The organism is uncultured Blautia sp. (assembly GCF_902497045.1).
In the GTDB taxonomy this organism is placed as follows: domain Bacteria; phylum Bacillota; class Clostridia; order Lachnospirales; family Lachnospiraceae; genus Blautia_A.
On record NZ_CABVDF010000048.1, the window covers coordinates 1 to 15,889 of the forward strand.

Genomic DNA, 15,889 nt, shown 5'->3' on the forward strand with positions numbered 1-15,889 from the left:
TACAGCGGCTGGCGGATTTTTATTTTTGCAGAAGAAGACATATTCCATATTTTCGTAGTTTATGGTAAGATACATTTTAGGAAAATTTAAGAAAGATCTAAGACGGGGGATTTTTATATTTATGTATCGTGTGCTTCTTGTAGATGATGAAATTCTTGTGAGAGATGCCATTAAAGAAAACATTGACTGGAAAGGTCTGGACTGTGAACTGACAGGAATCTGTGAAAACGGACAGCAGGCTGCAGAATTTGTAAAAACACATCCGGTGGATATTGTCCTTACAGACATTTTAATGCCTTATATGGATGGTATGGAACTGAGCCATTTTCTTCATGACAATTATCCGGATGTGGTGATCGTGATCTTCAGTGGATTTGGAGAATTTGAATATGCAAAAAAAGCGATCCAGTATAATGTCAGTGAATATCTTTTAAAACCGGTGACGGCAGTAGAACTGACGGCAGTAATCAATAAAATGAAAGAAAAAGTAGACCAGACCCGCAAAGAAAAAGTAAAGATGGAAAAGCTTACCAAAGCTTCTGAAAATTATCGCAAAAATGCTCAGGTGATCCGTTCAAAGGCCATTGAAGCCCTTGTAAACTGTACTACCAATGTGGAGGAGAGCATTGAGAGACTTCAGAATATGGGAATCGAGCTTTCGGCTGTTCGATATAGAGTTGCCATGTTTGATATAGACCTTTATTCGGATATGTATCAGGTAGATGTGGAAAAAAGACAGGAAAGCGCTTTGATGGCGTTTGTTCTTTATAATATCAGTAATGAGATCGTGACAAGAGAACAGGCAGGCATTGCATATCAGGAAGGCGGAAACAGAGTCTGTATTCTGTTTCAGGAAAAATGGAGCCGTGATTTTACCACGAAAACCAAGATGATCTGTAAAGAGATTCAGGATAAGATGAAAGAAGTTATGGGAATAGAGGTATCCATGGGAATTGGCGCATGGGTAAAAACACCAGGAGAACTTCTGATCTCTCATGACATGGCTTCCCAGGTTATGCAGTATCGATATCTTCTGGGCGGGAATCTTTTGATCGATATGGCAGAAATAAAGCCGGGGCATAATGTTCCTATAGATCGTCTTCTGGATGATCTTATGGCGGCTTTGAAATCCGGAAACCGGGAACTGGTAGAAAAGATTTTTTGTGAAATGCAAAGTTGTATAAAAAAAGGGCTGGTGGAAAAAAGCCGTGCCTGTATGTATCTTCAGCAGATCGTCAGGACGCTGGATCGCGTCTGTGAGGATGTTTCTGCAGATATGAAGTGTGTGCTGAAAGGAAGAGATGAACTTCTTCATCAGATCACGGAACAAAAGTCTTTTGACAGTGCCTGCAGAGTAGTGGAAAATTATATTTTGAAGATTTTTAAACTGCTTTCTGATATGAATAGTTCCAGCGGCCAGAAACAGGCGCGTCTTGCTATGGACTATATCCAGAAAAATTATATGGATCCGGATCTGAGCCTTAATGATATCTGTTCTTATCTGAATATCAGTACCAGCTATTTCAGCACTATTTTTAAAGAGATGACAGGAGAGACTTTTACTGAGGTACTGATCCGTACCAGAATGGAAAAAGCAAAAGAACTTCTGGAAAACACAACTATGAAGAACTATGAGATCGCAGAAAAAGTTGGATTTTCTGATCCGCATTATTTTGGTATCTCCTTTAAGAAGATAACAGGTGTGACTCCTACCGAATATGCCAGGGAGAAAAGACGATGAAGAAAAAATTCAATCCGGAAGCTATGTTTTTAGGAAAATTCAACAGCATCCAAAGTGTGATCTTTGCTATGGTATCCATGTTGCTTTTGGGCGCGGTAGCAATTGTTACAGTGATTTCTATGAACTATACAAGAACTTCTGTATTTGATAATTCGTCGCTGTATACACAGACCATCATACAACAGATGAATCAGAACATTGACTCTTATATTGACTACATGGAGAACATTTCCTACCTGGTATCCAGCAACGAGGATGTTCAGGCATATCTTTTTGGAGATGAACCGGATCCAGAGTCAAGAGTCCGTATTCTGAACCAGTTTAAAACTATTTTGGACAGCCGCAGCGATATTCTGAATCTGGGAATTATTGGTGAAAATGGAAGAATGCTGATCAATGATGCCCTGAGACTTACAAATCCGGATTTGGATATTCATACGCAGGAATGGTATACAAACGCCCTTAATGGTTCTGCAAGCTCTTACCTCAGTTCTTCTCATGTACAGCACATCATCAGCGGAGAACGTCCCTGGGTTATTACACTCAGCAGAGGAATCCGCAATAAATCTTCGGAAGTTGGAAATCAAAAAGAAGGTGTGTTTTTTATTGACCTGAACTACAGTGCTATCAGTGAACTGTGTAATCAAAGTATGGTTGGAAATCAGGGCTATGCGTTTATTCTTGACGCAGAAGGAAATATTGTCTATCATCCGCAGCAGCAGCAGCTTTACAATGAGCTTCAGACAGAAAATATCAGCCTTATTATGGGAACAGATCAGGATACAGTTCTTTTTGGAAAAGGAAGCGGAGAAAAGCTGTATTCGATTTCCAGATCAGAAAAGACAGGATGGACAGTGGTCAATTGCGTGCGGGTGGAAGAATTGCTGCGTAAAAGCAACAAAGCCCAGAGTCTTTATGTGCTTGTAGCTATGGGACTGATGATCGTGGCGCTGTTTTTTTCCCGATTTATTTCCAGAAGCATTACACAGCCTATTCAGCAGCTGTGTGATTCTATGGAAAGGGTACAGGAGGGTGATTTCAGTGTTTCGGATATTGTGGTGGAATCTCAAAATGAGATAGGCAGTCTGACAAAATCGTTTAATGTAATGACTCACAGGATACAGGAGCTGATGGAACAGAATATCCGGGAACAGGAAGCAAAGAGAAAAAGTGAACTGAAAGCGCTTCAATCCCAGATCAATCCACATTTTCTTTATAATACACTGGACTCTATCATCTGGATGGCGGAAGGCAAAAAAAATGAAGAAGTAGTTCTTATGACGGCTTCTCTTGCAAGACTGCTCAGACAGAGTATCAGCAATGAAGATGAAGTGGTTTCTATTGGTCAGGAAGTAGAATATGCAAGAGGATATCTTACAATCCAGAAAATGCGCTATAAGGATAAAATGGAATTTCAGATCGAGGTAGATCCTTCTATATTACATATACCATTGATCAAACTGGTTCTTCAGCCTGTAATTGAGAATGCTATTTATCACGGACTGAAATATAAGGAAAGCAAAGGCCTGCTTCTGGTTAAAGGATTTATGAAAAATGATAATGCTGTGCTGCAGGTAATAGATAATGGAGTGGGAATGGACGAGGAGACCCTTGCCCATATTTATGAGAGGCATAAAGTGAATTACCAGTCCAATGGAGTCGGAGTCTATAATGTACAGAAACGTCTTCAGCTTTATTATGGAAATGAATATGGCATTACTTATGAAAGTAAAAAAGGAGAAGGTACTACGGCTACCATCACAATACCGGGAAGACAGGAGGTAAAGCTGTGAGAAAATACAGAAAATGGATTGCCGCTTTTCTTATTATTTTTATAGCAAGTGCTGCCGCAGGCATAATTTATTACAGAAATGCCACAGGAGGCGAACGACGTCTTTCCATGATCTATATTCCCAAGGTGGTTGACGGAACAAACGATTTTTGGACATCGTTGATATTGGGGACACAGATGGCAGCAAAGGAATTTAATACAGAGATTGAAATTATGGCTCCGGATGAAGAAAACGATGTAGAGGGACAAAATCGCATTCTTATGGAGGCCATGGAGAAGCAGCCGGATGCAATACTTATCTCTCCTTCCAGTTTCACGGAATCAGACAGCCTTTTGCAAAAGGCCAGAGACCAGGGAATACGGATCACCTATATTGATTCTTATACAGAACAGGACATACAGGATATTACTGTTGCAACAGATAACGTGGAAGCCGGAAGACAATTGGGGAAATTTGCCGCATCTATTCTGGAGCCGGATGATCAGATTGCAGTGGTGGCTCATGTAAAAGGCGTTTCTACAGCAGTGGAAAGGGAACAGGGATTTTGTGACGGACTGGGAGCCATGGCGGATAATATCGTAGATGTGGTTTACTGTGATTCCAGCTATGAAAAATCTTTTGAGCTGACGGTAGAGCTTATGAAAAAATATCCGGATCTTAAAATGGTGGCAGGGATGAATGAATATTCTTCTGTAGGTGCTGCCAGGGCAGTCAAAACAGCCGGTGCAGAGGAACAGATCGCAGTAGTAGGAGTAGACAGCTCTCAGGAGGCTGTACAGCTTATGGAAAAGGGCGTATTCAAAGGAATCGTGGTTCAGAAAGCCTTTAAAATGGGATATCTGGGCGTGGAAGAGACTTCTCGTCTTTTAAGAGGACAGAACTATGAGACAGAAATTGACTCCGGATGTCAGCTGGTGACCCCGGAAAATATGTATTCTGGTGAAATAGAAAAGCTGTTGTTTCCTTTTAATACGTTGAACATGCCAAAAACAGAAGAAAAATAGATGAGAACTCAGTAAATCTTACTAAGATAAAAAGGTTAAAAATTTACAGTACCGTAAATTTTTAACCTTTTTTTGTAAGATATTCCATTACAATTAACAGGGATTCACGATATTATTTATAAAGAAAACACAGAGAGTGTGAAAAACAGTAGGAGGGTGAAGAAATTGGAAAAGCTGAAACAAAATCCAATCGTGAAAAAGCTCGGCCTGAACAGGATTCTCCTTGTAGGTATCCTGATTCTTATGTTCGTAGTCTTCAAAGTAGTTCTTGGAGCTAAATTCCCTGTTGGGGACAGTATCAAGTCCACTTTGAACTATGTTTATTTCCTGGGCTTTTTATCACTGGGCGTTACTTTTGTAATCGCTACCGGAGGAATTGATTTCTCCATCGGACCGGTTATGTTCTGCTGTGCACTGGTTTCTGGTTACTGCATGACAAGCTATGGTATTCCTTGTGCAGCTGCTATGGTATTATGTGTACTGATCGGTCTTTGCTTTGGTACTTTTAACGGATGGCTGGTATCTTACATGTCAGTTCCGCCATTCATCGTATCTATGGCGTCTATGAACATTGCAAAAGGTCTTGCTTCTGTATTTACAAAAACACAGTCTGTAAGCTGGCCTATGAGCAGTGATCCTGTAAATGGATGGTTCAGAAAAATTGTTTCTGTAAACGGATTTCCGGTAGGAATCGTGATTTTCCTTACAGTTGCAGTTATCTGTGGTATTGTTCTTTACAGAACAAAACCTGGACGTTATATTCTCTGCCTTGGTTCCAACAGTGAAGCAGTTCGTCTTTCTGGTGTAAATACAAGAAAATGGCGTATGCTTGCATACATGATCTGCGGAACTCTGGTAGGTATTGCCGCACTGTTCTTTGTAGCTACATATACAACTGTTCAGCCTGGATATGGCGATCAGTATAACAACGAGGCAATTGCAGGCTGCGTTATGGGCGGTACATCCATGGTTGGTGGACTTGCATCTATCGGCGGTACTGTGATCGGTGTGTTTATTATTTCTCTTCTTCAGCAGGGAATTATGGCATTTGGTCTTGGTAAAGGACAGCAGATGATCATCACTGGTATCATCGTTATTGTAGCAGTTTACGCTGACGTTTCTGCAAGACGCAGAAAGAACTGATCGGAAGGGAGGATGTAACAATGGGTGAAGTTATTTTAACTATGAAGGACATTGATAAGTCCTTTCCTGGAGTTCATGCTCTGGATCACGTTAATTTTGAAGTGAAACGCGGCGAAGTACATGCGCTTATGGGAGAAAACGGTGCCGGAAAGTCTACTCTTATGAAGGTTCTTACCGGTATTTATCAGAAGGATTCAGGATCTATTGTTTATAAAGGCAAAGAGACAGAGTTCCATAATACAAAAGAAGCACAGGATGCAGGTGTTGTAATCGTGCATCAGGAGCTGAACATGGTAGGCGACCTTACAGTTGCCCAGAATATTTTCATTGGCCGTGAGCCAAAAAAAGGATTCCGTATCGATGATAAAAAAATGATCGAGGATTCCAAAAAACTTTTCCAGGATCTGAATATTGAAATCGATCCTAGAGAAAAAATGCACAATCTTACAGTCGGCAAACAGCAGATGTGTGAGATCGCAAAAGCAATCTCTCACAAAGCAGAGGTTATCATTTTCGATGAGCCGTCTGCAGCTCTGACAGAAAAAGAAATCGCTGACCTGTTTGTTATCATTCGTGACCTTCGTGAGAAGGGACTGGGAATTGTTTATATCTCCCATCGTATGGATGAGATCAAAGTGATCACAGACCGTGTAACTGTTATGCGTGATGGTGGTTATGTAGGAACTCTTATTACAAAAGACAGTACAAAAGAAGATATCATTAACATGATGGTTGGTCGTGTTATTTACGAAGATCCGAAGCAGCACAGCATGGTTGCACCGGATGCTCCGGTAGTGCTTAAGGTAGAACACCTGAATGCAGGCAAGATGGTTCAGGATGTAAGCTTTGAACTTCGTAAGGGCGAGATCCTTGGATTCTCCGGACTGATGGGTGCAGGCCGTACAGAAACAGCAAGAGCGCTGTTTGGTGCAGACCCGAAACAGAGTGGTAAAATTTCCATTATGGATAAGAGCGGCCAGCTTCGTGAAGTTACCATCAACAGTCCGCAGGATGCTGTTAAATACGGTATTGGTTATCTGTCAGAGGACAGAAGAAGATACGGATGTGTGGTTCAGAAATCCTGTATTGAAAATACAACTCTGGCAACTATGGAGCAGTTTACAAAGGGCTTCCTGATCGACTCAGCGAAAGAAAAAGAAGTAACTGAGAAATATATCAAAGAGCTTGCAACGAAAACTCCTACTGCAGATCAGCTTGTTGTAAATCTTTCCGGTGGTAACCAGCAGAAAGTTGTTATTGCAAAATGGCTTACACGAGACAGTGAAATCCTGATCTTCGACGAACCGACCAGAGGTATCGACGTTGGTGCCAAGAATGAAATTTATAAACTGATGAACAGACTGGCAGCAGAAGGTAAATCTATTATCATGATTTCTTCTGAAATGACAGAAGTTCTCCGTATGAGTGACCGTATCATCATCATGTGTGAGGGTAAAGTAACCGGAAATATTGATATTTCTGAAGCAACCCAGGAAAACATCATGGATAAGGCTACACGTAGTATTGATTAAGGAGGATAGTCATGACTAAGAAGAAAAAAAGTATATTAAGTGATCAGAGATTTATTGTTTTAATTGTTGTTATTGCTCTGACAGCTGTATTCTCCTTTATGAGTAAGGAGTTCAGACAGTACAACACATTGCTGAGTTTGCTGGATTTTTCATACTATGATCTTCTGATGGCAATCGGTGTTACATTCCCGCTTATTACCGGAGGTGTAGACCTTTCCATCGGTACTGGTATGGTATGCTACGCACTGATCGGCGGAACTCTGATAAGAAGCCATGGCGTACCTGTTGTTGTTGCTATGCTGGTTTGTGTGCTTCTCGGAGTTCTGATCGGAATACTGAATGGTGTTCTTATCGGTGTGATGAATCTGCCGCCGTTCCTTGCAACTCTTTGTACCTGTATGATCACCCGTGGTGCAGGATCTCTTTGTACTGCTACACCATGGCCGGGTCTTACACAGGAAGGCGGATGGTTCCACTCCATCTTTAAACTTACAATCGGTACAGGAAGAAGTGCTGACCGTTATCCGATCGGTTTCCTGTGGATGGTAATTTTGGTTCTCCTGATGGAATTCGTTCTGAATCATACAAAATTCGGACGTTATACCATCGCTATTGGTTCTAACAAAGAAGCGGCAGCTCTTTCCGGAATCAATGTTAAATTCTACCATGTAATGGTATATGTAGTATGTGGTCTTTTCACTGGTCTTGCAGCTATCGCATACGCAGCTGTAACACCTACTGTACAGCCTGGTACAGGTGCCGGACTTGAGATGGATGCTATTGGTGGTGTATTCGTTGGTGGTGTGGCAGCTACAGGTGGTTATGGATCCGTACTGGGAACTTTTGTTGGTATCTTTGTTATCATGCTTCTGAAAACCGGTCTTCCATATGTGGGACTTCAGGCAAACTGGCAGCAGATCATCACAGGTCTTGTTCTGATCGTTGCAGTATTGATTGATATCATCAAAGAAAAGAAAGCTGCAGCATTATAATTTACAGCTTTTGTGTATGTATGTGAACCGTCAGGCGGTTATGTCTGACGGATCATCATAAAAACTATATAATTTTAAGGAGGATGTAGAACAATGAAAATTAAAAAACTCATCGCATTAGGCCTTTGTGCAGCAATGGTATCCAGCATGACAGTTGCTCCGGTATTTGCAGCAGAGGAAGAAGCAACAGAAGAAGCAGCAGAGGAAGAAGCAACAGAAGAGGCAGCAACAGAAGAGGCAGCAACAGAAGAAGCTGCTGATCCTGCAGCTCAGTTTGAGGGTCTGAAAGCAAATGAAGCTTATGAGTTCCCGATGATGGTTAAATCTTTCCAGTCTACATACTGGCAGGCAGCAGTAGAAGGTATGCAGAAAGCAGCAGATGAGCTGGGTGTTACTTTCACACCACAGGGACCGAACAGTGAGTCTGATATCGCTGACCAGGTTAACATGATCAACACAGCTATCGCAGCTAAACCAGTTGGTATGGGTCTTGCAGCATGCGATACTTCTTCTGTAACAGAAGCTCTTGAGAAATGTGCAGCAGACGGAATCCCGGTTGTAACATTTGATACAGGTGTTGCAGATGCTCCGGAAGGATCTGTAGTAGCAGAGGTCGTTACAGACAATACTCAGGCTGGTGCAGTAGCAGCTGAGAACATGTATGGCGCAATCAAAGACGTTATTGCAAATGCTGAAGGTCAGGTTATCATCGGTGAGGTTAACCAGGATGCTACAGCTCAGAACATTCAGATGCGTGGCGCTGGATTCATCAACAAGATGATCGAGCTTATCCAGGCTGATGGAAAAACTGTTGCAGTTGCTGGTAATGAGTTCTATGTAAACGCAGCAGAAGGCGCAGATGCTAAAGAAGCAGATGCAGACGTTGTTATCCAGGTTGCAGTTCCGGCTCAGACAACTGTAGAGCTTTGCTCCACAGAGGCTCAGGCTATCCTTTCTAAAGAAAACTGCATCGCTATCTTCGGTTCCAACCAGGTTGCAGCTGAGGGTGTTCTTGCAGCTAACGCTAACCTGAACGTTCTTGGTTCTGACGCAGCAGCAGGCGATGTTATCGGTGTTGGTTTCGATGCTGGTTCTATCATCAAAGCAGCTGTACAGGATGGCACATTCCTTGGTGCTGTTACACAGTCTCCTCTTATGATGGGATATTATGCAATCTACGCTCTGACAGCAGCAGCTAACGGCGACGAAGTAGAAGACGTTCCGACAGCTGGTTACTGGTATGATGCAACAAACATGGAAGACGAGTCCATCGCTCCAAACCTTTACGACTAATTTTTTAGCCATTTAGTTTTACAACATATTCATTATATCCCCAGAGGAACACTCTGGGGATATTTTAAATTAGCAGTAACATCTAACTGCAAATAAAGACACTTTTTTAGACAAACAAGGTTCTTCCGTCTTGCGCATATTTCATGTAATATGATATTATCAAATATGGAAGAACTAATAAAATACAGCAATTATGTAAAAAGACTGCTGTGAAAAATCTTACATATTTAGGAGGTTTTAACAATGGCAACATATTATCTGGCAGTAGATATCGGAGCATCCAGCGGACGTCACATTCTGGGACATATGGAAAATGGAAAGATGGTACTGGAGGAAGTTTATCGTTTCGAAAATGGAATGGTAAAAAAAGGTGATGAGCTTTGCTGGGAATTTGACCGCCTGTTTAAAGAGGTAATCAATGGACTGAAAAAATGTAAGGAGATTGGCAAGATTCCGGTAAGTATGGGTGTGGATACCTGGGGTGTTGACTTTGTTCTTCTTGACAAAGACGGCAATGTTCTTGGAAACACAGTAGGATATCGTGACAGCCGTACTGAGGGTATGGATGATGAGGTTTATAAAGTAATCTCTCAGGAAGAGCTTTATGCAAGAACCGGTATTCAGAAAGCAATCTACAATACAATTTATCAGCTGATGTCTGTTAAGACAAAACATCCGGAATATCTGGAGCAGGCAGAGACACTTCTTCATGTACCGGATTATTTCCATTATCTTCTTACAGGTGTAAAATCCTGTGAATACACAGAGGCTACTACAAGCCAGCTGGTAAGTCCGGCTACAAAGGACTGGGATTTTGAGCTGATCGACAAACTGGGATATCCAAGAAAAATCTTCCAGAAGCTGATCATGCCTGGAACAAGTATTGGACATTTTTCAGAAGCTGTAAAAAATGAAGTGGGATTTGATCTTGAAGTAGTTGCTCCGGCAACTCATGACACAGGTTCTGCTGTTCTTGCAGTTCCGGCAAATGATGATGACTTTATCTATATCAGCTCCGGAACATGGTCTCTTATGGGTCTGGAAAGAGAAACTGCAGACTGTTCAAAAGAGAGCTGTGCATTGAACCTTACAAACGAAGGCGGATATGCAGGACGTTTCCGCTATCTGAAAAATATCATGGGTCTGTGGATGATTCAGTCTGTACGTCATGAGATCAATGATAAATATGGATTTGCTGAAATCTGTGCAATGGCAGAAGAAGCAAAAGATTTCCCGTCAAGGGTAGACGCAAACGACGAGTGCTTCCTGGCACCGGCAAATATGACAGAGGAAGTGAAAGATTACTGCCGCAGAACCGGACAGAAGGTTCCGGAGACTCTCGGTGAAGTTGCAACTGTGATTTATACCAGCCTTGCAGAATGCTATGCAAAAACTGCAAAAGAGCTTGAGGAAATCACAGGAAGAACTTACAGCCGTATCCATGTTGTAGGCGGAGGTTCTAATGCAGGATACCTCAATGAACTTACAGCAAAAGCTACAGGCAAAGAAGTTCATGCAGGTCCGGGAGAGGCTACTGCAATCGGTAATATCACTGCCCAGATGTTGAAGGCAGAGGAATTTAAAACAATCGAAGAAGCGAGAACTGTAATTCACGAGTCCTTCAATATTAAAATTTATCACGCATAATTTATATTAATTGGAGGTTTTATCATGTTAGTAAACACGAAGGCAAAAGTTGGCGTATTTTCAATTGCACTGGGAGCATATCTTCCGCAGTTTCCGTCTCTTGTACCGGAGTTTGAAGCGCAGTACGATGCGTTTAAGAAAACAATCCCGGATACAGTAGAGATCATTGACGGCGGAATGGTGACAACAAAAGAACAGGCAATGGAAGCAGGAGATAAATTCCGTTCAGCAGATGTAGATCTTGTATTTCTTCAGATGCTGACTTATGCGACATCTTACAATATGCTGCCGGCTATCCGTGATCTGGATGTTCCGGTGGTACTGGTAAATGTCCAGAAACTGAAAGCTCTTGATTATGAACATACCGACATTGCCTCCTGGCTGGGAGAAGGATATGCATGCGGAGCCGTAGGCGAGGCAGTAGCAGATCTTGAGAGAGCTGGAAAAAGACATGCAGTGATCACCGGTGTAGTAGAAGGCGGTGATCCGGCTGTACAGTCAGAAATTGAAGACTGGTGCAAAGCAGCTCAGGTCAGAAGAAGATTCCGTGATACCAATATTGCACAGATTGGAAGACCATATCCGGGTATGATGGATCTGTACATTGATGAGACAAACCTCTACAACAGAATGTTCCTTTATACTAAACAGTTTGACTGGGAAAAAATGTGGGCTATCGCAGATGACATCACAGATGAGGAGGCAATCCGTGCAAAAGCGCAGGATATCCTGGATACATTTGAGATTGAAGGCGGCGGAACCATTGAAAAAGTATGGGATATGGCAAAATATGTAGTTGCTTTTGAGCAGTGGGTTAAAGATGAGAAGCTTGGAATGATTGCTTCTCACTATGATGGATTTGCTCAGGGCAAGGCAGGAGTTCTTGACAGTATGCTGATTCCGGCCTTTTCCATGCTGATCAAGCAGGGAACTGCATGTGCGGTAGAAGGAGATATGAAGGTTGCTATGGCGATGAGCATCCTTAAGACAATTTCCGGAACAGGCCAGCTGTCAGAGATGTATTCTATTGATTTTAATGATGATATCTGCATTATTGGCCATTCAGGAAGCGGAGACGCAGATATCTCTGATAAAAAGCCTACCATGAAGATCGTAAAAGTATTCCATGGAAAGACAGGCGGCGGATATCTGACTCAGTTTTATCCGTACACAGGACCTGTGACTTATCTTGCAATTACACAGGACAGAGATGGACACTTTAAGTTTGTGGCTGCTGAAGGTGTAAATGAAGAGGGACCGATCCTTTCCTTTGGAGATACGAATATGAGGACACGTTTTACCTGCGGAGCAAGAGAGTTTGTAAACCGCTGGAGTGAAGCCGGTCCTACACATCACATGGCTGCTGCTACAGGCAGACATATTGATACGATTCTGAAGGTTGCAAAAATCTTTAACGTGCCAGTTGATATTGTTACAAGATAAAAGGAATCCAACAGTCAGTTTATAAATTTATACATATTCAAAAAAGACACCCCGAAGACATTTTGTCTCGGAGTGTCTTTTTGGGAAAAGGATGGTTTACCCTTTTTTCATGGCTTGATGTTCTGCTTCCAGCTCGCTGTGAAGCTGCAGGGAATTCCAGTGGACAGTGATTGGCGTCAGCATTGCTTTTAAAGATACGGCCTCCAATTGATTATCACGGAAAAACTGTAAAAAGTCATTCAGCTGCTGCTTGGAAAAATCTTTCATCACCATCATTTCGTCAGTAAAACTTTTTCCCATATTAAATTGAGGACATGGTTCAAATCCTGGGATTTTAAACAGATATCCCAGTGAATGCAGAAATTCTCCTGGCTGTACTTCGCGAATTTCGATGCCATCTTTTGCCAGATATCTTCGGATCAAACGGCTGCGCTCGTCTTCCTGGAAGTTATAAAGAAGAATCTGGGGAGCTGGCTGATATCCTCCGGGAATAAAAGTTTCTAAATTCAAAGAATTCATAGTATCCAAAATAATTCCTCCTGTTCTTTATCAAATTTTGTTTCAGAGACATCCGATCCTCTGCAGTTTACTTTATTGCCGGGATACGAATCTGTACTTCTGTGCCCTGCCCTGGCTGGCTGGTATAAGAAAGTCCATAACTGCTGCCATAGAGGATTTGAAGTCTGCGGTGAGTATTATAGACTGCTATATTGGTTCCTTTGCCGGAAACAATTTCTGTTCCGGAAATAATGTCAGTAAGTTTTTCCGGAGGTATCCCCACTCCGTCATCAGAGATCAAAAGAACAATATCCTGATCTTCCATCCATCCGGTAAGCAGAATGGTGCCGGATTTACTGCTTTTTTCAAGAATACCGTGAAGAACAGAATTTTCAATTACAGGCTGCAGTGTCAGCTTGGGAAGCTGGTATTCTGTCAGCTCATCGGGAATATCTGAAATAAAGGAAATACTGTTATGATAACGCATATTTTGTATCTGAAGGTAAATAGAAACATGTTCTTCTTCATCTCCGATGGTGCTGATACTGTTTTTTCGACTTAAGGTCAGTTTGTAAAAGCGCGACAGCCTCTGTACGGCATTGGATATTTCGGAAGTTTGCCCCTGCAGAGCCATCCAGTTGATCATATCCATGGTGTTGTAGAGAAAGTGAGGATTAATCTGTGCCTGAAGTGAGTTAAACTCAGCAATCCGCAGTTCTTCTGCAGATTTTCTCTGATCTTCCATCAACTGTTCCATTTTCCGGGTCATGTAATTGTAGGTATCGATAAGATCACCCACCTCGTCATGATAAATGGGACTGTCCATAGGAACCGGAGTTCCATGGCGGATCTGGTTCATCTGACTTATAATAGAAGATAAACGATTGGTTACGGAATGTGCCAGGGAATGGGCCATAATGGAAGTGAGGATCAACATTCCAAGATAGACCAGAATATACTGGAACATCAGGAGATTTCCCTGATGAATCAGTGCATTGGCCGAAAGTACCGTTACCATAAACCAGCCGGGATGACGGATATGATAAAAACCTGCATAAAATTTCTGGCCAAGAATCTCTCTTTCAATAAATCCGTTGGATGCCATAAATGAATCCTGGATTACTGCATAATCCAGATAGTAGACACCTGCACCGGAACTGTCAGAGGAAGCGACGATGGATTCTCTATCATTGATGATGTAGGAAATGCTTCCTTTTAAGGTGAGGTTGTCTTTCAGGATTTCTGTAAGCTGTTCTGTGGAAGAATAAAGCGCGATATATGCAGGGTAGGCATAACCCTGATAATAAAAGGTTGTAGAGGCAATATAAGCCATATCGCCAAAGGTGTTTTTTTCGCGTTCTCCCAGATAAAAAGGAGGGCAGTAAAGCTCTGGTTTACCGGTTCCCTGAAAAATACCATACCAGTAGGTTCCCTGAGCAAGGCTCATGGGAACAAAGTAGTCGTTGGTCTGCTCATCCTGGAAAAGACTGACAGAATCATATGGAAAATCCATGTAAATCTGAATTCCGGTAATTTTTTTTCCGTCGATGAGAGAGTCAGCTTTATGGCAGAATTCCCTTGCTTCAGCAGGAGCCAGAAGAAGCTGGGAAGGGGCATTTACAGGTTGGTGGAACAAAGTTTTATAAAAATCCAGTTCAGTGATCTGATGATAAGCATCCAGGATATTCTGGATATTATTCTCAATCAGAGGGGCTGTCTGTGCAGAGGCATCCTGCTCCTGGCGTATGGTATCAGAAATGACCATATTATAAAAACGACCATAAAAAAGAATGCCGACCAGCAGAACCGGAACAGTGACGGCAATCATCAGTACAATTGTGATCTTAGTCTGAAGCTTCAGATCACCATATGCCTGACGGAGTCTCTTAAAAAAAGCGATCATTGCAGATTTTGCTCCCGATATTCAGACGGAGAGACACCGCAGTGTTTTTTGAAGCTTTTTCCAAAGTAGTTGCCGTCACTGTAACCAACTCTGGAAGAAATATCTGCTATCCGATAGCGTGCATCTTTAAGAAGCTGCTTTGCTTTTTCCATACGATATTCTGTAAGATACTGATTTAATGTCTGACCAGTTTCATTTTTGAAAAAAGTACATACATAGGAAGTGGAAAGGAAAACATGATCACTGATATCTTTTACAGAAAGCGTGTCATCCATATAATTCTGACTGATATAATTTTTGATCAAATGAATGGTAGGATGTTCCTGAGTGTTTTCAGTGGCTTCTTCAAAAAAAACAGTGGTCTGTCTGACCAAGGCTTCATGAAGCTCCGGGAATGTAAAACATTGATGTATGGTATCGGCGATACTTTCATCATCCGGGGATTCGGGAATACTGCTGCGTTTTCTTGTGGTTTCCAGAGAAAGAAAAAGTTTGTAATATAAGTCTTTGACAGAATTCTGGAAATAGCCGGTGCTTTTGAAAAAGTTATTTTTTAATTGCTCCAGAAGCTTTAAGGCTGTTTCCTGCTCTCTGCTTTCCAGAGCTTCTTTAAATTCCTGTTCAGGAAAATCAAAAGAAAAACCGGAAGATTCTCCGTGATCTTTTATGGAATCCTGAGTCAGTACAGTATTTTCCGGAAAGAAGAAGCTGTTCTGTAAAAGGATCACAGCGGAGGCATAGGACTGGTAAGCTTTGGAAATTCCTGTGACCATATCGCCAAAAGCAATGGAATACTTTCCGTGATAAGAAAGCCTGCAGGTGAGAAAATCCTGAAGCTCCTGCAAGGTGTGGGAAGAGGGCTTTCTTTCTGAGAATAAAAAGCAGATCAGATTCTGATGT

12 protein-coding genes are annotated in these 15,889 nt (G+C 41.9%); 9 read left to right on the plus strand and 3 right to left on the minus strand.

The window, feature by feature from the left end; translation table 11 throughout:
- Nucleotides 1-121 precede the first annotated feature (121 nt).
- The 9 genes from RDS42_RS05490 to RDS42_RS05530 all read left to right on the plus strand — a co-directional run bounded on the left by RDS42_RS05490 (nt 122) and on the right by RDS42_RS05530 (nt 12,588).
- Entirely contained in the window at nt 122-1,741 is a 1,620-nt protein-coding gene (locus RDS42_RS05490) for a response regulator (protein ID WP_308782773.1), read from the plus strand.
- Entirely contained in the window at nt 1,738-3,534 is a 1,797-nt protein-coding gene (locus RDS42_RS05495; protein WP_308782774.1) for a sensor histidine kinase, read from the plus strand. Before RDS42_RS05490 ends, RDS42_RS05495 begins: the two co-directional genes overlap by 4 nt.
- The gene (locus RDS42_RS05500) at nt 3,531-4,538 is read left to right on the plus strand and encodes a substrate-binding domain-containing protein (protein ID WP_308782775.1); all 1,008 of its coding nucleotides are present in this window, start codon (nt 3,531-3,533) and stop codon (nt 4,536-4,538) included. Before RDS42_RS05495 ends, RDS42_RS05500 begins: the two co-directional genes overlap by 4 nt.
- Nucleotides 4,539-4,703: 165 nt before the next feature.
- Complete coding sequence (locus RDS42_RS05505; RefSeq protein ID WP_308782776.1) at nt 4,704-5,681, plus strand: ABC transporter permease; 978 nt, start codon at nt 4,704-4,706, stop codon at nt 5,679-5,681.
- A gap of 20 nt (nt 5,682-5,701) precedes the next feature.
- Complete coding sequence (locus RDS42_RS05510) at nt 5,702-7,213, plus strand: sugar ABC transporter ATP-binding protein (protein WP_308782777.1); 1,512 nt, start codon at nt 5,702-5,704, stop codon at nt 7,211-7,213.
- 11 nt (nt 7,214-7,224) lie between these two features.
- Nucleotides 7,225-8,205 carry an ABC transporter permease gene (locus tag RDS42_RS05515; RefSeq protein ID WP_308782778.1) on the plus strand — a complete coding sequence of 327 codons (981 nt, stop codon included), beginning with the start codon at nt 7,225-7,227 and terminating at the stop codon, nt 8,203-8,205.
- 93 nt (nt 8,206-8,298) lie between these two features.
- Nucleotides 8,299-9,498, plus strand: coding sequence for a substrate-binding domain-containing protein (locus RDS42_RS05520; RefSeq protein ID WP_308782779.1), 1,200 nt, complete (start codon nt 8,299-8,301; stop codon nt 9,496-9,498).
- 243 nt (nt 9,499-9,741) lie between these two features.
- A complete protein-coding gene (gene rhaB / locus RDS42_RS05525) occupies nt 9,742-11,145 on the plus strand; it encodes a rhamnulokinase (protein ID WP_308782780.1) in 1,404 nt (467 codons plus the stop codon).
- 24 nt (nt 11,146-11,169) lie between these two features.
- Nucleotides 11,170-12,588, plus strand: a complete 1,419-nt coding sequence (locus RDS42_RS05530) for an arabinose isomerase (RefSeq protein ID WP_308782781.1) — start codon at nt 11,170-11,172, stop codon at nt 12,586-12,588.
- Between the two features lie 96 nt (nt 12,589-12,684).
- Here the strand turns inward: RDS42_RS05530 and RDS42_RS05535 are convergent, their stop codons facing one another.
- The 3 genes from RDS42_RS05535 to RDS42_RS05545 form a co-directional block, all read right to left on the minus strand.
- The gene (locus RDS42_RS05535) at nt 12,685-13,107 is read right to left on the minus strand and encodes a DUF3783 domain-containing protein (protein ID WP_308782784.1); all 423 of its coding nucleotides are present in this window, start codon (nt 13,105-13,107) and stop codon (nt 12,685-12,687) included.
- A 67-nt stretch (nt 13,108-13,174) separates the two neighbouring features.
- Nucleotides 13,175-14,989, minus strand: coding sequence for a sensor histidine kinase (locus RDS42_RS05540; RefSeq protein WP_308782782.1), 1,815 nt, complete (start codon nt 14,987-14,989; stop codon nt 13,175-13,177).
- The coding region (locus RDS42_RS05545) for an AraC family transcriptional regulator (RefSeq protein WP_308782783.1) at nt 14,986-15,889 on the minus strand (904 nt) is incomplete at its 5' end. The genes RDS42_RS05540 and RDS42_RS05545, both read right to left, overlap by 4 nt.